The 20,104-nt window shown below is 73.6% G+C and carries 17 protein-coding genes; 7 read left to right on the forward strand and 10 right to left on the reverse strand.

Annotation, left to right across the window (positions count from 1 at the left end; all coding sequences use genetic code 11):
• Positions 1 to 57: 57 nt before the first annotated feature.
• Both ACFYZF_RS14350 and ACFYZF_RS14355 read right to left on the reverse strand, forming a co-directional pair.
• Complete coding sequence (locus tag ACFYZF_RS14350) at positions 58 to 888, reverse strand: SGNH/GDSL hydrolase family protein (RefSeq protein ID WP_387019930.1); 831 nt, start codon at positions 886 to 888, stop codon at positions 58 to 60.
• On the reverse strand, positions 885 to 1,937 hold the full coding sequence (locus ACFYZF_RS14355) for an SGNH/GDSL hydrolase family protein (protein ID WP_387019931.1): 1,053 nt from the start codon (positions 1,935 to 1,937) through the stop codon (positions 885 to 887). Before ACFYZF_RS14355 ends, ACFYZF_RS14350 begins: the two co-directional genes overlap by 4 nt.
• A gap of 130 nt (positions 1,938 to 2,067) precedes the next feature.
• Between ACFYZF_RS14355 and ACFYZF_RS14360 the strand changes: the two genes are divergently transcribed.
• The 3 genes from ACFYZF_RS14360 (at position 2,068) to ACFYZF_RS14370 (ending at position 5,028) form a co-directional block, all read left to right on the forward strand.
• Positions 2,068 to 2,424: a YkvA family protein gene (locus ACFYZF_RS14360; RefSeq protein ID WP_387019934.1), complete on the forward strand. Its 357-nt coding sequence runs from the start codon at positions 2,068 to 2,070 to the stop codon at positions 2,422 to 2,424.
• A gap of 75 nt (positions 2,425 to 2,499) precedes the next feature.
• Positions 2,500 to 3,870: a cystathionine beta-synthase gene (locus ACFYZF_RS14365; protein ID WP_387019936.1), complete on the forward strand. Its 1,371-nt coding sequence runs from the start codon at positions 2,500 to 2,502 to the stop codon at positions 3,868 to 3,870.
• Between the two features lie 201 nt (positions 3,871 to 4,071).
• Positions 4,072 to 5,028: a hypothetical protein gene (locus tag ACFYZF_RS14370; RefSeq protein ID WP_387019939.1), complete on the forward strand. Its 957-nt coding sequence runs from the start codon at positions 4,072 to 4,074 to the stop codon at positions 5,026 to 5,028.
• A gap of 16 nt (positions 5,029 to 5,044) precedes the next feature.
• Here ACFYZF_RS14370 and ACFYZF_RS14375 read toward each other — a convergent pair whose 3' ends face one another.
• From ACFYZF_RS14375 to ACFYZF_RS14395, 5 genes are all read right to left on the reverse strand, one after another.
• Positions 5,045 to 5,557 carry a GNAT family N-acetyltransferase gene (locus ACFYZF_RS14375; RefSeq protein ID WP_387019942.1) on the reverse strand — a complete coding sequence of 171 codons (513 nt, stop codon included), beginning with the start codon at positions 5,555 to 5,557 and terminating at the stop codon, positions 5,045 to 5,047.
• Positions 5,554 to 6,483 carry a ribonuclease Z gene (locus ACFYZF_RS14380; RefSeq protein ID WP_387019945.1) on the reverse strand — a complete coding sequence of 310 codons (930 nt, stop codon included), beginning with the start codon at positions 6,481 to 6,483 and terminating at the stop codon, positions 5,554 to 5,556. The genes ACFYZF_RS14375 and ACFYZF_RS14380 overlap by 4 nt, the downstream gene beginning before the upstream one ends.
• Before the next feature lie 380 nt (positions 6,484 to 6,863).
• A complete protein-coding gene (locus ACFYZF_RS14385) occupies positions 6,864 to 8,051 on the reverse strand; it encodes an osmoprotectant NAGGN system M42 family peptidase (RefSeq protein ID WP_387019948.1) in 1,188 nt (395 codons plus the stop codon).
• Positions 8,048 to 9,883: an N-acetylglutaminylglutamine synthetase gene (gene ngg / locus ACFYZF_RS14390; RefSeq protein ID WP_387019951.1), complete on the reverse strand. Its 1,836-nt coding sequence runs from the start codon at positions 9,881 to 9,883 to the stop codon at positions 8,048 to 8,050. Before ngg ends, ACFYZF_RS14385 begins: the two co-directional genes overlap by 4 nt.
• A gap of 2 nt (positions 9,884 to 9,885) precedes the next feature.
• Entirely contained in the window at positions 9,886 to 11,670 is a 1,785-nt protein-coding gene (locus tag ACFYZF_RS14395) for an N-acetylglutaminylglutamine amidotransferase (protein WP_387019954.1), read from the reverse strand.
• A gap of 349 nt (positions 11,671 to 12,019) precedes the next feature.
• On the opposite strand from ACFYZF_RS14395, the gene ACFYZF_RS14400 reads away from it, so the two are divergent.
• Positions 12,020 to 13,672, forward strand: coding sequence for a PKD domain-containing protein (locus ACFYZF_RS14400; RefSeq protein WP_387019956.1), 1,653 nt, complete (start codon positions 12,020 to 12,022; stop codon positions 13,670 to 13,672).
• A gap of 133 nt (positions 13,673 to 13,805) precedes the next feature.
• Here the strand turns inward: ACFYZF_RS14400 and msrA are convergent, their stop codons facing one another.
• Entirely contained in the window at positions 13,806 to 14,468 is a 663-nt protein-coding gene (gene msrA, locus ACFYZF_RS14405) for a peptide-methionine (S)-S-oxide reductase MsrA (protein ID WP_387019958.1), read from the reverse strand.
• A 479-nt stretch (positions 14,469 to 14,947) separates the two neighbouring features.
• Positions 14,948 to 15,358 (reverse strand): HIT family protein, encoded by a 411-nt coding sequence (locus tag ACFYZF_RS14410; RefSeq protein ID WP_387019961.1) that lies wholly within the window; start codon positions 15,356 to 15,358, stop codon positions 14,948 to 14,950.
• Between the two features lie 113 nt (positions 15,359 to 15,471).
• Between ACFYZF_RS14410 and ACFYZF_RS14415 the strand changes: the two genes are divergently transcribed.
• From ACFYZF_RS14415 to ilvA, 3 genes are all read left to right on the forward strand, one after another.
• Complete coding sequence (locus ACFYZF_RS14415) at positions 15,472 to 16,614, forward strand: cystathionine gamma-synthase (RefSeq protein ID WP_387019964.1); 1,143 nt, start codon at positions 15,472 to 15,474, stop codon at positions 16,612 to 16,614.
• A gap of 16 nt (positions 16,615 to 16,630) precedes the next feature.
• Positions 16,631 to 18,040, forward strand: a complete 1,410-nt coding sequence (locus ACFYZF_RS14420) for an amidase (protein WP_387019966.1) — start codon at positions 16,631 to 16,633, stop codon at positions 18,038 to 18,040.
• 189 nt (positions 18,041 to 18,229) lie between these two features.
• Positions 18,230 to 19,450: a threonine ammonia-lyase gene (ilvA, locus tag ACFYZF_RS14425; protein WP_387019969.1), complete on the forward strand. Its 1,221-nt coding sequence runs from the start codon at positions 18,230 to 18,232 to the stop codon at positions 19,448 to 19,450.
• 54 nt (positions 19,451 to 19,504) lie between these two features.
• Here the strand turns inward: ilvA and greA are convergent, their stop codons facing one another.
• Complete coding sequence (greA, locus tag ACFYZF_RS14430; RefSeq protein ID WP_387019972.1) at positions 19,505 to 20,005, reverse strand: transcription elongation factor GreA; 501 nt, start codon at positions 20,003 to 20,005, stop codon at positions 19,505 to 19,507.
• Between the last annotated feature and the right edge of the window lie 99 nt (positions 20,006 to 20,104).

Here is a 20,104-nt window from a genome sequence, read left to right on the forward strand (position 1 = left end):
CGGAGCCCGGCTGTGCTGCCACGGCCCGGCCGTGCCGCCGGGGCCCGGCGGCAGCGGTCAGTGGCGGGAGGCGACGTTCGCGGCGGCGGCGACCGCCGGGATCAGCGCGTGCGCCCAGATCCGGTACCCGTCGGCGGAGGGGTGGAACCCGTCGTGGCAGAAGGTGCCGGCGTCGGCCCGGAACACCGGGCCGGTCTCGGAGCCCAGGTCGACCACGGTGCCCCCGGCGTCGAGCACGGCGACGGTCTGTGCCCGGGCCACCCGCCGGCCGGCCCAGCCGACCACCTGCCGCAGCGGTGGGGCGATCGCGTGGACCGCCCCCAGGTCGGGGCAGGTGCCGACGACGACCTCGACGTGCGCCTCGCGCAGTCGCCGCACGGCCGCCCCCAGGTACGCCCCGGCCTCGGCCGGCCGGCGCAGCGCGGTGGCGTCGTTGGCGCCGATCAGGATCACCGCCACGTCGGGGCGCGGGCCGAGCAGCGCCCGGGCCACCTGGGTGGCCAGGTCGGTGGAGCGGGAGCCGGACACCCCGACGCTGGACAGGTGCACCTGGCGGCCCGCCGGCCCCTCGGCGAGCAGGTGGGCGAGCTGCCCGCCGACGGTGTCGCCCAGCCGGCCCACGCCGACCCCGAGGGCGGACGAGTCGCCGAGCAGGACCAGCCGCAGCGGCGGCGCGCCCGGCCGCCCCACCGTCGCACGCAGGGCCAGCCCAAGCTCCGGCTGGGCGTACCGGCGGTTGCGGGCGACGAACGCCTCGCCGGCGAGGACGGCCGCGCCGCCGATCGTCCCGGCGATCAGGGACAGGGCCGCAGCCCGGCCCAGCCGGAGGGCGAGTTCCGCGCCCAGACCCCGGTCCCCCGCGCCGTGGCTACCGCTGTGCTCGGTCATGGCCGTCCCTCCAGTGTGGGTGAGTCGGCGGCCGGGCCGGGTTGCGGCACCGCGCCGACGCCGAAGAAGGCCCGCCGGCGCAGCTGCGCCCATCGCCCGCCCGGCCCCCGGTCGCGCCCGTGGACCTGGGTGGCGCTGACCTCTGTGCCCGCGTGCCGAGCCGCCTCCTGGGCGGCCTCAGGCAGCGACCGTACGCCTTCCCCGCGCGCGAGGCCAGGGCGGCGCTCCTGCCCGGCGCCGAGCGCCGAGAGCACGGTCGGCAGCAGCGCGGCGGCGGCCATCGCGTACCCCTCGGCGGAGGGATGGAACCGGTCCCAGGCGAACATCCGGGTCGGCTCGGCGACGAACCGGGGACCGAGCAGGTCGCCGAGGGAGACCGTCCAGCCGCCCGCCTCGACCACCGCCACCGTCTGGGCGGCGGCGAGCTGCCGGCTCCACCGCCGGGCCAGCCAGCGCAGCGGCGGCTGGATCGGCCGGATCGCCCCGAGGTCGGGGCAGGTGCCGACCACCACCTCGCACCCGCCCTCGCGCAGCGCGTGGACCGCGTCGAACAGGTAGCGCACGGCCAGGCTCGCCGGGGCACGGTTGGTGACGTCGTTGCCGCCGATCAGGATCACCGCGACGGCCGGCTGGTGCTCCAGCGCGGACTCCACCTGCGGCTTGAGCCCCGACGAGATGGCGCCCACCACGGCGAACCGGTGCAGCCGCACCGGGCGGTGCAGGCGGCGGGACAGCCCGGTGGCCAGCAGCGACCCGGGGGTCTCCCGGCGGCGGTGCACCCCGTACCCGGCGGCGGTGGAGTCGCCGAGGATCACCACGGTCAGCGGCGGGCCGGGGAGCTTCGCGCCGTAGACGCCGTCGCAGCGGGGCGGGGGCGCCTCGGCCATCGGTATGGTGCGCCGGGCCTGCCGGGCCTGGCCGATCAGCACCCCGCCCGTGGCGACGGCGGCAGCGGCGGTGGCGCCCGTGCCGAGCGCCGCCAGGCGGGCGACCCGCCGGGCGCGGCGCCAGCGCGGACCAACCGGTACGGCGGAACCAGCGACCCCCATACAGCGACATTATCGCGCCGGCACGACATGCCGCTGTCGTCGTGCTGCCCTCTGCGATGCCTGGGATCCGACGGTTGCGGGTATTCCTTGCACCGACACCGCACGATGTCGGGCGGAGAGGGGTGTGGAGATGGGAAAGACACTGAAACGTGGCGCGGCGTTCGCGGCGTTGGCCAGGGCGCTGTCCTCCGGGGCGAGGGGCGGCCCGTCGCTGGGCGCCCGGCTGGGGGCGCTGCCCCGGATGATCCGGGCCACCACCCGGGGCGAGTACGACGGCGGCCTCCGGTTGGCCCTGATGACCGCGGCGACGGCGTACATCGTCTCGCCGATCGACCTGCTCCCGGAGATCCCGCTGGCGATCTTCGGGCTGGCCGACGACGCGGTCATGGTCACCTGGCTGGCCGGGGCCGTGCTGGCGGAGACCGAGCGGTTCCTTGAGTGGGAGACCCGCCGCAGCTCGGTCATCCCGGGGCATGTGACCCCCTGACGGCACGTACCCTGGGCGTCGAATCAACGTCTGCCCGGCCGCCGTCGCCGGCGCCGTAACGGAGGGCACAACGAGGTGCAGTACTACGACAACGTCGTCGAGCTGATCGGCAACACCCCGCTGGTACGGCTGCGCAGCGTCACCGAGGGCATCCGGGCGACCGTGCTCGCGAAGGTGGAGTACCTCAACCCGGGCGGTTCGGTGAAGGACCGGATCGCGCTACGGATGGTCGAGGACGCCGAGGCCGCCGGGATCCTGGGGCCGGGTGGCACCATCGTCGAGCCGACCAGCGGCAACACCGGCGTCGGGCTGGCCCTGGTGGCCCAGCTCAAGGGCTACCGGTGCGTGTTCGTCTGCCCGGACAAGGTCAGCCAGGACAAGCAGGACGTGCTGCGGGCGTACGGCGCGGAGGTGGTGGTCTGCCCGACCGCCGTCGCGCCGGAGGACCCGCGCTCCTACTACAACGTCTCCGACCGGCTGGCCCGGGAGATCCCCGGCGCGTGGAAGCCCGACCAGTACAGCAACCCGGCCAACCCGCGCTCGCACTACGAGACCACCGGGCCGGAGCTGTGGAAGCAGACCGGCGACAGGCTGACCCACTTCGTGGCCGGGGTGGGCACCGGCGGCACCATCTCCGGCATCGGCCGGTACCTGAAGGAGGCCTCCGACGGGCGGGTGAGGATCGTCGGCGCGGACCCGGAGGGCTCGGTCTACTCCGGCGGCACCGGCCGGCCGTACCTGGTCGAGGGGGTCGGCGAGGACTTCTGGCCCGAGACGTACGACCGGGGCATCACCGACGAGATCGTGGAGGTCTCCGACAAGGCGTCCTTCGAGATGACCCGGCGGCTGGCCCGCGAGGAGGGGCTGCTGGTCGGCGGCTCCTGCGGGATGGCCGTGGTCGCCGCCCTGGAGGTGGCCCGCGCCGCCGGCCCGGACGACGTGGTCGTGGTGCTGCTGCCGGACAGCGGCAAGGGGTACCTGTCGAAGATCTTCAACGACGCCTGGATGGCCCGGTACGGCTTCCTGGACAACTCGGGCAGCGAGCCGACCGTCGCCGATGCCCTCGCCGGCAAGCCGGGCGGGCTGCCCGAGCTGGTCCACGTGCACCCCACCGAGACGGTCCGGGACGCCATCGACTACATGCGCGAGTACGGCGTCTCCCAGCTCCCGGTGCTCAAGGCCGAGCCGCCCGTGGTGACCGGCGAGGTGGCCGGCTCGATCGCGGAGAGAGACCTGCTCGACGCCCTGTTCACCGGCCAGGCGCACCTGCACGACACGATCGAGCGGCACATGACCGACCCGCTGCCGATGATCGGCGGCGGCCAGCCGGTGAGCGAGGCGGTCGCGCTGCTGGAGAAGTCCGACGCGGCGCTGGTGCTGGTGGACGGCAAGCCCAAGGGCGTGCTGACCCGGCAGGACCTGCTCGCCCACCTCGGCGCCCACTGACCTGACCGCGCCCACTGACACCTGCCGGGCCCAGGCGCGTCCTGGTCCGGCGACGTGCCGCAGGGCCTCTTCCCCGACCGGGAAGGGGCCCTGACGCGTTACACAGCGGGCGCACAAGTTCGGCACAGGAGCCGCCCAACCCCTCGGCCTAGCGTCGGTGCCGGATCGGTTGATCCGTCATCGAGCCACCCGGGAGGACCCATGCGCCACGACCTCGACCACCACGAAGGGCAGCGGGTCAGCCGTCGTCGGCTGATCGCCGGCGTCGGATCGATCGGGCTGGCCGGCCTGCTGGCCGCCTGCGGACGGGACGACGGCACCGTCACCACGTCGACCGGTGAGACCGTGACGCCGCAGGCCACCGCCGGCACGTCGGGCGACCTGGCCGCGCTCTTCGCCGACGCGAACACCTGCACGCTGACCGCGAGCACCACCCAGGGCCCGTACTACTTCGACGCCGACAAGATCCGTCGCGACATCAGGGAGGACCGGCCGGGCACCCGGCTGCGGGTGGCCATCCGCGTGCAGGACAGCGAGAAGTGCGCGCCGCTGGCGAACGCCGTCGTGGAGATCTGGCACTGCGACGCGGCGGGGCTGTACTCGGGCGCGGAGGTCCAGTCGACCGGCGGCGGCGCCCCCGGCGGTGCTCCGCCCAGTGGTGCCCCCGGCGGTGGACCGGGCGGTACTCCGCCCAGTGGTGCCCCCGGCGGTACTCCGCCCAGTGGTGCTCCCGGTGGGACTCCGCCCAGCGGCGCCCCCGGCGGCGGGGCTCCGGGTGGCGGCTCCGAGGGGCAGGCGGCCGACCTGACGCCGACCGACGACAAGCGTTACCTGCGCGGAGCCCAGGTCACCAACGCCGACGGGATCGTCGAGTTCGTCACCGTCTGGCCGGGCTGGTACCGGGGCCGCACCGTGCACATCCACGCCATGGTGCACGTGAACAACAACCGCCTGCTCACCACCCAGGTGATGTTCGACGAGGCGCTCAACACGAAGGTCTTCGCCGCGGCGCCGTACGCCACGCACACCGGGCGGGACACCTTCAACGACAAGGACACCATCTACGCCGACAGCATGCTGATGAAGGTCGTCGAGGACGGCGACGGCTACCTCGGCGTGATCAACTTCTCGGCGGACTCCGACCGCGACGGGGCCTGACGCCCCGGACGGGGGATCAGTCCAGCTCGCGGGCGTAGCGGAGCTGGGGGGTGCGGACGGTGCCGATCTGCTCCTCGCGGCGCTCACCGGTGGGCCGCCAGCCGCCGCGCTCGTAGAACCGGCGGGCGTGGGCGTTGGGCTCCAGCACCCACAGCACCGCCCGGTGCCGGCCCCGGCCGCGCATGGTGGCCAGCGCGTCGGCCATCAACGCCCGGCCGGTGCCCCGGCCCTGCTCGGCGGGGTCGAGGTGGATGGCGTTGAGCAGGCCGGTCGCCGGATCGTCCTGGTCGTCCGGGCCGAGGTAGCTGAACCCGACCAGCCGGCCGTCCCGCTCGGCGACGGTCATCAGGTGCTCGTCCCGCTCCCACGTCCACCGCTCGGCCCAGTACTCGCCCATCGCCTCAGGGGTCGGGTCCGCGAGGGCCTCCGCCGGCAGGAACGACGAGTACGCCGCCACCCGGGACCGCTGGTGCAGCGCCCCCACCGGGCGCAGGTCGTCGATGGCCGCGTGGCGCAGGGTGATCGTCACCCGCCCGAGGCTACCCGCCGGGGCGGGACCGGCACGGTCATCAGGTCCTCGGCGACCACCAGCTCGCCGGCGAAGTGCTCCCGGGCCTCGTCGGCGAAGCGCCGGGCGTCGGCGTACCGCTGGGAGAAGTGGGTGAGCACCAGCGTGCGTACCCCCGACTCGGCCGCCACCCGGGCGGCCTGGCCCGCCGTGAGGTGCCCGACCTCGGCGGCGAGCGCGGCCTCGGACTCCAGGAACGTCGACTCGATGACCAGCAGGTCGGCGTGCTCGGCGAGGGCGTACACCCCGTCGCAGAGCCCGGTGTCCATCACGAAGGCGAACCGCTGCCCCGGCCGGGTCACGCTCACCTCGTCCCGGGTCACGCGGCGACCGCCGACGTCGAGGTGGCCGACGCGGAGCAGCTCCCCGACGGCCGGCCCGGCGATGCCGTACGCGGCCAGCTTCTCCGGCAGCATCCGGCATCCGTCCGGCTCGACGAGCCGGTAGCCGTACGTCTCGATCGAATGCCGCAGCCGACGGGCCTCCAGCGTGCCGGAGCGCAGGGCGAACCGCTGCCCGTCGGCGGTGACCGGCTCGACGACCAGCTCGGCGGTCTCGTGGAAGCTCGACGCGTGCCGCAGCCGGGCGAAGTACTCGGCGCCGCCGGCCGGGAAGTGCACCGCCACCGGGCGGGGCACCCGGTCCAGGGAGAGCCGCTGGATGGTGCCGGGCAGGCCGAGGCAGTGGTCGCCGTGGAAGTGGGTGACGCAGATCCGGGTCAGGTCGGTGGCGGTGACGCCGGTGTGCAGGAGCTGCCGCTGGCTGCCCTCGCCCGGGTCGAAGAGGATCACCTCGTCGTCCCAGCGCAGCACGTACCCGTTGTGGTTGCGTGCCCGGGTCGGCGCCTGGCTGGCCGTCCCGAGCACCACCAGCTCGCGCATGGACAAGGATGCCTCCCCGGCTGAGCTGACCGGCCCGGCTCGGCTCGGCCGGACATGGAGCGACCCCCGGGGCGTCCGTGCTCGCGCACGGGCCGGCTGGACTGGGCCGGCACCCCGGGGGTCGGGTGGCTGTCGTGGTTTCGCCGCACCGCTGCCACACGGTCTCGACGATGGTGCATGCCCGCCTCGCGGCGGACAGGGTTCTCACTGTCGAGGACAGCGGCTAGCGGACAGCCACCTCACGAGTCCGATTGCTATACAACTCTGGACCACCTCCCTTCACGTGTACGACCACGCTATCCACTACCCGGGATGGCGGCAACGGAATTTCGCTCACAGGGCCGGCGGGAACAAACGCGGGCCGGGCGGTGGCGGCCCGGCCCGGCTCAGTCGGCGATGCCGATCGGGCCCTCGCGGGGGCCCTCCTCGCTGGCCGGCTGCACCGCCAGCGACGGGAAATCGGCCAGGTCACCCTCCGGCTCGGCGTCCCACTCGGGGAAGACCAGGTCGCTCTGGAGGTAGAGGCAGAGCAGCTGGGTCAGGTGGCTCAGCCCGTCGAGGTGGGTGCGTTCGTGGCCGTGGGTGGCGTCCACCCCGAAGCCGAGCAGCGCCACCCGGGCGTGCGCGCCCGCCTCGACCGCCGCCGCCACGTCCGAGCGGTAGTACTCGAAGACGTCCCGGACCAGGTCCACCCCGTGCTCGCGGGCGATCGCCGCCAGGTTGCGGGTGAGGTGGTAGTCGAACGGGCCGACGCCGTCGCCCATCGCCAGGGTGGCCGCGTTCTCCCGGGACTGCTGCCCGGGGGCGACCACCGCGGCGTCCACGGAGACGATCTCCGCGACGTCCGGGTCCAGGCCGTGGCTGGCCCCGTGCCCGATCTCCTCGGTGACCGTGACCAGCAGGTGCGCGGTCACCGCCGGGGTCACACCCGCGTCGACCATCGCCTTGAACGCGGTCAGCACCGCCGCCACCCCGGCCTTGTCGTCCAGGTGCCGGGACTTGACGTACCCGCTGGGGGTGACCGTCGGGTTGGGCAGGAACGCCACGAAGTCCCCGGCGTCGATGCCGAGGGCACGCAACCCGGCCTCGTCGGTCACCGGCTCGTCGACCCGGACCTCGACCTGCTCCCAGCCGACCCCCTGAAGGTCGACGGCCTCGTTGTAGCGGTGCCCGCTGGCCTTGAGGGGCAGCACCTGGCCGGTCACCACCCGGTCCAGGTCGTCGGTGAAGATCCGCACGTGCGCGCCCTCGGCGAACCGGGCGCTGTGCGTGCCGATCTGCATCAGCTCCAGCCGGCCGTTCTCCTTGAGCCGCTTCACCATGCCGCCGATGGTGTCGGTGTGCACCACGATCGCCCGGTCCGCGCCGGTCTGCCGGGGCCCCGGCAGGCAGGCGCCCAGCGCGCCGCGCCGGGTCAGTGTGGAGGAGATCCCGAACGCGGAGAGGCGCTCGCCGACGTACTGCTGCACGTGGTCGGTCCGTCCGGACGGGCTCGGGATCTCCAGCAGCTCCAGCAGCACCTGGCGGAGATAGTCCAGGTCGATCTTCAGCGGGACGGGCTTGCGTGCTCTCATACCTGAGAGCTTGCCGCACCCGCCGGTGACCAGAGGCGTTGCGGTGCCCGCGTGCCGGGGAAGAGCAGGTCGACGAAGCGCTCGGCCGTCGGCTGCGGCTCGTGGTTGGCCAGGCCGGGCCGCTCGTTCGCCTCGATGAACACGTGCTCCGGCCGGTCGGGGGCGGGAACCAGCAGGTCAACCCCCGTGACCGGGATGTCCAGCGCCCGGCTGGCCGCCACGCACGCCTCGGCGATCTCCGGGTGCAGCTCGCCGGTGACGTCGTGGATCGTGCCGCCGGTGTGCAGGTTCGCGGTCCGGCGGACGGCCAGCACCGTGCCCTCGGGCAGCACGTCGCGCAGCTCGTACCCGGCCTCGGCGACCACGTCCCGGGTCATGTCGTCCACCGGGATGCGGGACTCACCCCCGGTGGCGGTGGCCCGGCGGCGGCTCTGCCGCTCGATCAGCTCGGCGATGTCGTGCACCCCGTCGCCGGTCACCTGCGCGGGCCGGCGGACAGCCGCGGCGACCACCTCGTGGTCGATGACGATCACCCGCAGATCCTCGCCGTCGCGCATCTCCTCGACGAGCACGTCCGGGCAGAAGCCCCGGGCCAGCGAGACAGCGGTGGCCAGGGCCTCCGGGGTGCGCACCCCGACGGTGATGCCGTTGCCCTGCTCGCCGCGCGCCGGCTTCACCACCACCCGGCCCACCTCGGCCAGGAACGCGGCGTCGGCGTCGTCCCCGTTCGCGGTCCGGCCATGCGGCACGGACAGGCCCGCCTCGGTGAGGATCCGCCGGGTGACCCGCTTGTCGTCGCACCGACTCATCGCCACCGCCGAGGTCAGCTCCGACAGCGATTCGCGGGTGACGATCGTCCGGCCGCCGCTGCTCAGCCGCAGCTCGCCCCACTCGGGGTCGGTGACCTCCACCCGGATGCCCCGGCGCATCGCCTCGTCCGCGACGATCCTCGCGTACGGGTTGAGCAGGTCGTACCCCTGCGGGGTGGCGGGCAGGAAGAGCCGCTCGTTGATCGGGTTCTTCCGCTTCACGCAGAGCGTGGCGGTGCGGTAGAAGCCGAGCCGCTCGTACAGCCGGATCGCCCCGGTGTTCTCGGCCAGCACCGACAGGTCGACGAACGCCCGGCCGCGCTCGGTGAGCCGGTCGGCCAGCTCGGTGAGCAGGGCCTGGCCGGTGCCGGGCGGCGCGGTGTTGAAGTCCACGGTGAGGCACCACAGGCTGGCGCCGTTGCCCGGGTCGGCGAAGACCGCGACGTGGTCCACGCCGGTGATCGTGCCGACCACGTCCCCGGTGGCGTCCTCGGCCACCAGGTGCAGGAACCGGTCGGTGCGGGCGTTGTCGACCAGCACGTCGACCGGGGCGGTGACCATGCCGTTGCGGGCATAGATCCGGTTCACCGCGTCCGCGTCGTCGGCGTCGCGCAGCGTCCGGATCCGCAGCCCGGGCAGGGCGTCCTCCTCGCCGGTGGCCGGGCTGCCGGCCGGGCCGGCGGGCAACCGCAGCCGGTACGTCAGAGACGGGTCGATGAACAGCTCGTCGGGCAGCCGGGACACCAGCACGTGCGGGTCGCGCAGGTAGATGCAGATGTCCCGGGCGCCGGCGGCCTCCGAGCGCAGCACCGCGGCCACGGCGGCCTGGTCGGCGAAGGTCTGGCCGAAGACCAGCCGGCCCCAGCCGCAGTCGAGCACCACGCCGTCGCCCCCGGTGGGCCGTTCCGCCTCGGCCGGGGCGGGAGCCACGGGATCCCCGCCCGGCCCGACCCGCTCGCGTCGCCGGCCGAGCACCCGTTCCGGGTCGGTGGATGCGGTCCCGGTCGCCAGTGTGTCGCTCACCTTCAGTCGATTCCGTGGCTCTGGAGCCACATTTCCAGGAGTCCCAGCTGCCACAGCTTGTTTCCGTTCAACGGGGTCAGTTCGGCGTTCGGGTCGGACAACAGCGCGTCGACGTACTCGGTGCGGAACAGGTTGCGGCGGCGGGCCTGCGGCGCGTGCAGCGCGTCGCGTACCCGGTCGAGGAGCCTGCCCTCCAGGTGGGTGAGGCCCGGCACGGGGAAGTAGCCCTTCGGCCGGTCGATGACCTCGTGCGGCAGGACCCGGCGGCCGATCTCCTTCAGCACGCCCTTGCCGCCCTGGGCCAGTTTCAGCTCCGGCGGGCAGCTCGCGGCCAGCTCCACGAACTCGTGGTCGAGGAACGGCACCCGGGCCTCCAGCCCGTGCGCCATGGTCATGTTGTCGACCCGCTTCACCGGGTCGTCGGTCAGCATGATCTGGGTGTCGATCCGCAGGCCGGCGTCGACCGCCGTCTGCGCGCCCGCCCGGGCCAGGTGGGCGGCCACGAACTCCCGCGCCGGGTCGCCGTCGGCCAGCCACGCCGGGTCGAGGACCCGGGCCAGCCCGGCGGCGTCCCGGTCGAAGAACGCCTTCGCGTACGTCTCGACGGCCCGCTCCCGGTCGACCCCGGCCAGCGGCGGGTACCAGTGGTAGCCGCCGAGGATCTCGTCCGCGCCCTGGCCGGACTGGACCACCTTGACGTGCTTCGACACCTCCTGGCTGAGCAGGTAGAAGGCCACGCAGTCGTGGCTGACCATCGGCTCGCTCATGGCCGCCACGGCCGCCTCCAGGGGCGGCAGCAGGTCGCGGGCGGCCACCCGGATCTGGTGGTGGTCGGTGCCGAACTTCTTCGCCACCAGGTCGGAGAAGACGAACTCGTCGCCCTCCCGCCCGCCGACGGCGTCGAAGCCGATGGAGAACGTGGACAGGCCGCGCTGGCCCTCGCCGGCCAGCAGGGCCACCACCAGGCTGGAGTCGAGCCCGCCGGAGAGCAGCACGCCGACCGGGACGTCGGCGACCATCCGGCGGCGCACCGCCGTGGTCAGCGACCCCAGAAGGGCGTCCTCCCAGTCGCGGGCGGACCACCCGGCCCGCTCCTCGTGCCGGGTGAACGACGGGTCCCAGTAGACCCGCTCGTGGGTGCTGCCGTCCGCCTCGTACACCCGGACGGTGGCCGGGGGCAGCTTGGTGACGCCGCGCAGGATGGTGCGCGGTGGCGGCACGATGCTGTGGAAGCTCAGGTAGTGGGCGAGTGCCACCGGGTCGATCGTGGTGTCCACGCCGCCGCCGGCCAGCAGGGCCGGCAGGGTGCTGGCGAAGCGCACCACGCCCGGGGTCTCGGCCAGGTAGAGCGGCTTGATGCCGAGCCGGTCCCGGGCCAGCACCAGCCGGCCGCTGTCCCGCTCGCTGATCGCCACGGCGAACATGCCGACCAGGTGGTCGACGAAGTCCAGCCCCCACTCGGCGTACGCCTTGACGACCACCTCGCTGTCGCCGGAGGAGAAGAACCGGTGGCCCTTGGCCTGGAGTTCCTCGCGCAGCTCGCGGTAGTTGTAGACGCAGCCGTTGAAGACTCCGGTCAGCCCGGACGCCGGGTCGACCAGCGGCTGCCCGCTGGCGGCCGACAGGTCGATGATCTTCAGGCGCCGGTGGCCGAGGGCGGTCGGCCCCTGGGACCACACCCCGCTGTCGTCGGGGCCCCGGTCGCTCATCGTGGCCGCCATGCGCTCCACCGCCGCGACATCGGCCCGCGAGCCGTCGCGGCGAAATTCCCCAGCCAGTCCGCACATGCCAGACAACTCTGCCAGAGGTGAGCGTAGTTCGCCTGTTGAGATGATGTCGTCGTCGTTCCGTGTTTGCTAGAATGCGCGCCGTCGCGCCCGAGGTGGCTCCCGCGCGGGCGTTCGCACCCGCCCCCGGCGGCCTCCCGGTCCACCCCCGGCGACCTGCCCGGTTCGCCCGACCGACCGGATGTGACAAACGCCGCACCGGTGGAACGCCACCCTCCGCCCGTCGCCCGTACCCGCCGAACGGTCCCGCCCCACCAGCACCGGGTGCCGGGTTTCCACCCCGACGGGGCATGGAGTCGAGTTCGTTCCCGTGCCACGCTCGCCGGTGAGCCACGAGGAGGCGATGCTGATGCGCGCGACGACGCGACGACGGGTTGTCCGGACGGTCGGCCGGCTCGCCGTGGCCACCACGCTGGCCGCCGCCGGGGTGCTGGTCGGGGCGTCCCCGGCGCAGGCGGTCGCCACCCGGACGGTGGCCTTCTGGAGCATGGACGAGCCGGCGGGCGGCACGGTCCTCGCCGACAGCAGCGGCAACGGCCGGCACGGGACCGTCGGCACCGAGGTGGCCGCCGGCGTGCGCTACGCGGGCGCGACCGCCCACCGGTTCGCGTACCACAACCCCGCCGACCACGAGTACGTGCCGGGACACGTCGACCTGGTACCGGCGAGCAACGAGTTCAACCCCGAGGCCGGGGACTTCTCGTTCACCATCCGGTACCGCACCACGCGCTCCTTCGGCAACATCCTGCAGAAGGGGCAGGGCAACACGGCCGGCGGCTACTGGAAGTTCGAGGCGCCCGCCGGCAAGCCCCGGTGCATGTTCCGCGGCGGCGACGGCGCGACGCGCACCGGCTACACGGGCACGTCCATCGCCGACGGGCAGTGGCACACGGTGACCTGCAACCGCACCTCGACGTACGTCGAGATGTACGTCGACGGCGTGCGCACCAGCCGGCTCACCGGCCCCACCGGGACGATCGCCAACAACTGGCAGCTCTCCGTCGGCGGCAAGAGCGCCTGCGACGGGGTGGACGTCACCTGCGACTACTTCGCCGGCGACATCGACTGGATCAGGCTGCTCAAGGGCCCCGGCGGCGCGGCCAACACCCCGCCCGTGGCCCACCTCGCGCCGTCCTGCGCCGGGCTGGCGTGCACCTTCTCGGCCGCCGGCTCCACCGACGCCGACGGGGCGGTCCAGGACCACGCCTGGGCCTTCGGCGACGGATCGACCGCCGACACGGACAGCGTTCCGAGCACCACCCACACGTACGCCGAGGCGGGCACCTACCCGGTCACGCTCACCGTCACCGACGACCGGGGCGCCACCGGCACCGCCACGCTGGACGTCACGGTCGCGCCGCTGCCGGAGCTGATCTCGTACGTCGGGCAGGCCACCGCCAACGCGAACGTCACGACCCACTCCGTCGCGGTGCCCTCGGGTGTCCAGGCGGGCGACGCGCTGCTGCTGTTCCTGAGCCAGAACACCCACGCCACCACCGGCGAACCCGCCGGGGTAACCGGCTGGACCCGGTTGGACCGCCTCGACGGCGGCTACGCCACCACCACCGCCTGGTGGAAGGTCGCCGGTGCCGGTGACGCGGGGTCGACCGTACGGGTCACCCTCGGCACGCGGTCGAAGGGCAACCTGGTGCTCGCCGCGTACCGGGGGACCGACCCGGCCGGTCCGGTCGCCGGGCACGCCCGGGCCACCGACCCGGCCAGCTCCGCCGTCCGGATCACCCCGACCGCCCCGGTCACCGCCGAGCGGGGCTGGGCCGTGTCGTACTGGCTGCACGGCGACGCCACGTCCACGGCGCTGACCGCCCCGCCCGGCGTCCAGGTGCGCGGCAACAGCTCGCAGACCGGCGGCGGCCGGGTCACCGGGCTGCTCGCCGACTCCGGGACCTCGGTGCCGACCGGCGCGTACGGCGGCCTGAGCGCGACAGGCGCGGCGGCCAGCACCACGACGACCACCTGGACCGTCGTCCTGAAGCCGGAGTGACGCAATGCCGTACGACGGGCATGCGGGTACGACAGGACGGTGCCTGCCCCGGTGAGTCACCGGGGCAGGCACCGATCCCAATAAGTTCCGTCCGCGCCGCGATCGGCGCTCAGGATCCGGGTGGTGAGTGGCGTCAGCCGGCCGTGCGGGCCACGCCGACGGGGCAGCTCAGTCCGTTCGGCCCGTGGTTGCAGTATCCGTTCGGGTTCTTCGTGGGTGCCAGGTACTGCTGGTGGTGGTCCTCGGCGAAGTAGTAGTCGCCGAGCCGGTCGATCTCCGTGGTGATCTCGCCCTTGCCGGCCCGCGCCACGATCGGTGCGAACGCGTCCCGGGACGCCTGCGCGGCGGCGAGCTGGTCGTCGCCGGTGACGTAGATCGCCGACCGGTACTGGGTGCCCACGTCGTTGCCCTGGCGCATGCCCTGGGTCGGGTCGTGGTTCTCCCAGAAGACCTTGAGCAGGTCCTCGTAGCTGATCACTGTGGGGTCGTAGACCACCTGAACCACCTCGGCGTGCCCGGTCCGGCCCGAGCACACCTCCTCGTACGTCGGGTTCGGCGTGGTGCCGCCCGCGTAGCCGGCGGACGTGGTGAGCACGCCCGGCAGCGTCCAGAACAGCCGCTCGGCGCCCCAGAAACAGCCCATGGCGAACACGGCTACCCGCGAGCCAGCCGGGAAGGGGCCCTTGAGCGGGCCGCCCAGCACCTCGTGCCGATCCGCGATCGGCATCGCGATGAGGCGACCCGGCAGGGCCTGGTCGGGGGTGGGCAGCTCGGGCTTCGTATGGCGCAGGAACACGATGGAACTCCTCTCCTACCTCTCCCCGCGTGCAACACCGCCGGGCCCGCCTTCCTTACCCACTTCTCCCGTACCCAGGCGGATCCCGCCACGGAGCGGAGGCGAGAGGGGGCCGTAGCCGTTGGCGTCGCTACTGTCGGCCACCGCGCCTGCCGCCGAGGGTATGCCCCCCGCCGCTTTGCTCTGCGTCCCCATCCGCAACAGTTACCTTCAGTGACGATTGCTCCGGCGGGTCCGGCGGCCGCCCCCCGCATTCGCAATGGTCAGCGCGGTGTTGCTGGTGGGGAAGCAGAGCAAAGCGAGAGTGGGGTGCCGCCACCCCCAGCCGTTGACGTCACTTAGCGTTGCGCCGCACTGTTACTACCTTGCGTTATCGGCGTCGGCCTCGACCGCATCCCGCCGCTGCGCGAGACCGTCGCCGACGTGCGGGCGGCGCCCCTGCTATCCGCGGTGACCGGGTGCGGTGGCGGTGCGCGGGGTCAGAGGGCTGCCGTGATGCGAACGGCGTAGGACTCGGCTTCGGCGTCGTCGGCGTAACGGGTGCGGGGCCAGAAGAAGCCGCGCAGGCCGTCGCCCTTCGTCCTCGGCACGACGTGGGTGTGCAGGTGCGGCACGGACTGGGACACCCGGTTGTTCATGGCCACGAACGTGCCGCCGGCCCCCAGGCCGGACTCCACCGCCACGGCGAGCCGCTGGACCAACCCGAAGTAGCCGGCCAGGGCGTCCGCCGGCAGGTCGGCCAGGGTGACCAGGTGGGTGCGCGGCACCACCAGCAGGTGCCCCGGGAACACCGGCCGGGTGTCGAGGAAGGCGACCCCGTCCGGGGCGTCGACCACCCGGAACGCCGGCACGTCGCCCGCCACGATCCCGCAGAACACGCACCCGCCCATCCGGCCAGGCTAACCTCACTGGCAGAGGCCGACGTCGCGCCGGTCGTGCGGAGGTCTCTCTGCTGGAGGTGTTGACCGGGGTTCCTTCCGCCCCACCGACTAACGTCTCGGGCATGAGTCACGGCTTCGACACGCTCGCCATCCACGCCGGACAGGACCCCGAGGCCCGCACCGGCGCGGTGATCCCACCGATCTACCAGACCAGCACCTACGCCCAGGACGCCGTCGGCGCGCCCCGGCAGGGCTACGAGTACAGCCGCTCCGGCAACCCCACCAGGGATGCGCTCCAGGAGTGCCTCGCCGCGCTGGAGGGCGGCCCCGTCGGGCTCGCCTTCGCCAGCGGCCTGGCCGCCGAGGACACCCTGCTGCGCGCCGCCTGCAAGCCGGGCGACCACGTGGTGATCCCGGACGACGCGTACGGCGGCACGTACCGGCTGTTCGCGAAGGTCGCCGAGCGGTGGGGGCTGGCGTACACCCCGGCTAAGGTCTCCGACGTCGATGCCGTGCGGGCCGCGATCCGGCCCGGCACCACGAAGATCGTCTGGGTGGAGACGCCGACCAACCCGCTGCTCGGCATTGCCGACATCGCCGCGCTGTCCGCCGTCGCCCACGACGCCGGGGCGCTGCTGGTGGTGGACAACACCTTCGCGTCGCCGTACCTGCAGCAGCCGATCGCGCTCGGCGCGGACGTGGTGGTGCACTCCACCACCAAGTACGTGGGCGGGCACTCGGACGTCGTCGGCGGTGCGCTGGTGGCGGCCGACCGCGGCCTGGGCGAGGAACTGCGCTTCCACCAGAACGCGATGGGCGCGGTCAACGGCCCGTTCGACGCCTGGCTGACCCTGCGCGGCATCAAGACCCTGGGCGTCCGGATGGACCGGCACTGCGACAATGCCGAGCGGATCGCCGCGTACCTGGACGGGCACGCCAAGGTTGGTCAGGTCATCTACCCGGGCCTGCCGTCGCACCCCGGGCACGAGGTGGCCGCCAAGCAGATGCGCCGGTTCGGCGGCATGATCTCCTTCCTCGCCGCCGGCGGCGAGGAGCACGCCGTGGAGATCTGCAACCAGGCAAAGTTGTTCGTGCTCGCCGAGTCCCTCGGCGGGGTGGAATCCCTGATCGAGCACCCGGGTCGGATGACACACGCAAGTGCTGCCGGCTCGCCGCTTGAAGTTCCCGGCGATCTCGTGCGACTGTCTGTCGGCATCGAGACGGTCGACGACCTGCTCGCCGACTTGGAGCAGGCGCTGGGCTGACCGCTGGCTGGGGAGGGTGGCCGTGCAGGACATCATGCCGACCTGGGTGGGTGCGACCGCGAAGCAGATCGCCCGCGGCGTACGGCGGGGTGACGTCTCCGCCACCCAGGTCGTGGCCGACCACCTCGACCACATCGCCCGGGTCGACGCCGACCTCGCCGCGTTCCGCACGGTACGCGGCGGGGAGGCGATCACCGAGGCGGAGAAGGTCGACGAGCAGGAGGAACTGGCGAACCTGCCGCTGGCCGGGGTGCCGGTCGCGGTCAAGGAGAACACCCCGGTCGCGGGCCTGCCCACCTGGAACGGCTCGGCCGCCGTGCGCAGCGCGGTGGCGGAGGCCGACCACGAGGTGGTTCGGCGGCTGCGTGGCGCGGGCGCGGTGATCCTGGGGGTGACCCGGATGCCGGAGCTCGGCCTCTGGGCGCTCACCGACGACGGCAGCGCGGTGACCCGCAACCCGTGGGACTCCGGGCGCACCCCGGGTGGCTCCTCCGGCGGGGCCGCCGCCGCGGTCGCCGCCGGGCTGGTGCCCATGGCGCACGGCAACGACGGCCTCGGCTCGATCCGCATCCCGGCGGCCTGCTGCGGTTTGGTTGGGCTGAAGCCCGGTCGGGGCGTGGTGCCCTGCCAGCTCGGTGCCGACGACTGGTTCGGCCTGACCGAGCACGGCATGCTGACCTCCACGGTCGCCGACGCGGCCGTCGGCTTCCAGGTGCTCGCCGGCTGGCCACAGGCGAAGCTGGTCCCGCCGCATCGGCTGCGGGTCGGCGTCTCGCTGCGGTCCCCGGTGCGCGGCATCTCGCCGGACGCGCCCAACCGGGACGCGGTGGCCGCCGCCGGCCGGCTGCTCGCCGCCGCCGGCCACGACACCGTTCCCGCCGACCCGGTCTACCCGACCCGGCTCGGTCTCCAGGGCATCGCCACCTGGTTCGCGGCGGCCGCCGCCGACGTGCGGGCCGCCGGCCTCGACCGGCGCGACCTCCAGCGGCGCAGCCGCCGGCACGTCGCGCTGGGGGAGTGGGCGCACCGCCGGGGGTACGTCCGGGAGGCCGACCGGATCGCCTGGCGCGAGCGCTCGATCGGCTTCTTCGCCGACCACTCGGTCGACCTGCTGCTCACCCCGGCGCTGGCCGGCCTGCCGCCGGAGGCCACCGGCTGGTCCGGCCGGTCCTGGAGCGCGAACATGAAGGCCAGCATCCGGTACGCCCCGTACGCCGCCCCGTGGAACATCGCCGGGCTGCCCGCGATCGTGGTGCCGGTGGGCCGCCGCCCCGACGGGTTGCCGGTGGCGGTGCAACTCGTCGGCCCGCCCGGCTCGGAGCTGCTGCTGCTCGGCGTCGCCGGCCAGTTCGAGCTCCAGGCGCCCTGGACCCGACACGCCCCCGGCTACCCCCGCGTCGGAATGGCCTTGCCGTCCACCCCATGATCGTCAAGCGGTGACCGCCGCACACCCCGGCCGCCCGCCGTCCGGGCCGGGGTGCCGCGGCGGTGGGGGGAGGGCGTCCGGTCGCGCCGTTCATCGGTCTTCCGTCACAGGCCCGTCGCCGCAGGTAGCGGGCGTGGGGAGCGTGGTGGCGCTGCTGGGCGCCGGGGCGGCGGGTGGCACGATCGGGGCATGACGGAACTGGTCGGTCTCGCCGACGTGCGTGCCGCGCGGGAGCTGCTCGCGGGCATCACCCGCACCACCCCGCTGGAGCCCTCCCGCCCGCTGAGCGCGGCGCTCGGCGGGCCGGTCTGGCTCAAGTGTGAAAATGTGCAGCGCGCCGGGTCGTACAAGGTGCGGGGGGCGTACGTGCGGATCTCCCGGCTGTCCGCGGCGGAGCGCGACCGGGGCGTGGTGGCCGCCAGCGCCGGCAACCACGCGCAGGGGGTGGCGCTGGCCGCCGGGCTGGTCGGCACGCACGCCACCGTCTTCATGCCGGTGAACGCGCCGCTGCCGAAGGTCGCCGCCACCAAGGGGTACGGCGCCCAGGTCGAGTTGGCCGGCCACACGGTCGACGAGTCGCTGGTCGCGGCTCAGACCTTCGCCGAGCGGACCGGGGCGATCCTCATCCACCCGTTCGACCACCGGGACGTGATCGCCGGGCAGGGCACCGTGGCGCTGGAGATCCTCGAACAGTGCCCGGACGTGAAGACGATCATCACCGGGGTCGGCGGGGGCGGCCTGATCTCCGGGATGGCGGTTGCTGCCAAGGCGCTGCGGCCGGACGTGCGGCTGATCGGCGTGCAGGCGGCCGGGGCGGCGGCGTACCCGCCCTCGCTGGTCGCCGGTGAGCCGGTCCGCCTGCCCGCGTTCAGCACGATCGCCGACGGCATCGCGGTGGGCCGCCCGGGGGAGATTACCTTCAGCCACGTCCGTGAGCTCGTCGACGAGATCGTCACCGTCTCCGAGGAGGACATCTCCCGGGCGCTGCTGATGCTGCTGGAGCGGGGTAAACAGGTGGTGGAACCGGCCGGCGCGGTGGGCGTGGCCGCCCTGCTGGCCGGCGTGGTGCAGGTCGAGACGCCGGTGGTGGCGGTGCTCTCCGGCGGCAACATCGACCCGCTGCTGCTGCTACGGGTGATCGAGCACGGACTGGCGGCGGCCGGCCGGTACCTGCGCGTCACCGTCCGCTGCTCGGACCGGCCGGGGCAGCTCGCCTCGCTGCTCAGCGAGATCGCCGAGCACCGGGCGAACGTCGTCGACGTGGAGCACCAGCGGGCCAACCCGCACCTGGGGATCGGCGAGGTGGAGGTGGCGCTGTCGGTGGAGACCCGGGGCGTCGAGCACTCCGACACGCTGATCAGCGCCCTGCGGGCCAGCGGCTACCAGGTGGTCTTCGCCGCAGAGTCCTGACCCGTGGCCCCGGGGCCGGGCTACCGGCCCCGGGGGTCATCTTCGGGGTGGCTCTCAGCCCGCGAACGGCTCGAACTTGACGATGGTCACCTTGATGTCCGCGCCGCTGGGGGCGGTGTAGGTGACGGTTTGCCCGGGCCGCGTGCGGAGGATCGACTTGCCCAGCGCCGACTCCGGGCTGTAGACGGTCAGCTCGGTCGTCGCCGAGATCTCCCGCGATCCGAGCAGGAACGTCTCGGTGTCGTCGGTGTCGTCGTCGAAGTAGATCGTGACGACCATGCCGGGGGACACCGAATCGGCGGTCGGCGCCTCGCCCACCTTGGCGGTGCGCAGCAGCTCCTTCAGGTAGAGGATCCGTCCCTCTGCCTTGCCCTGCTCCTCGCGGGCGGCGTGGTAGCCGCCGTTCTCCCGCAGGTCGCCCTCTTCGCGCCGGGCGTTGATCTCGGCGGCGATGACCGTCCGGTTGGCGATCAGCTCGTCGAGCTCGCCCTGGAGGCGGTCGTGCGCGTCCTGGGACAGCCAGGTGGCGGGCGCCTCGTTGTCAGTGTTGGACACAGGCGGTCTCCTCGGTTGTGCGGACTGGCTGACAGGTGAGCTACCAAGTTACCAGTGCGCCGCCCGTCGGGGTGCCGACGATCACCGCGGGTGCCGACG

Origin of the sequence: Micromonospora sp. NPDC001898 (genome assembly GCF_042891255.1) — a bacterium.
Classification (GTDB): Bacteria; Actinomycetota; Actinomycetes; order Mycobacteriales; family Micromonosporaceae; genus Micromonospora.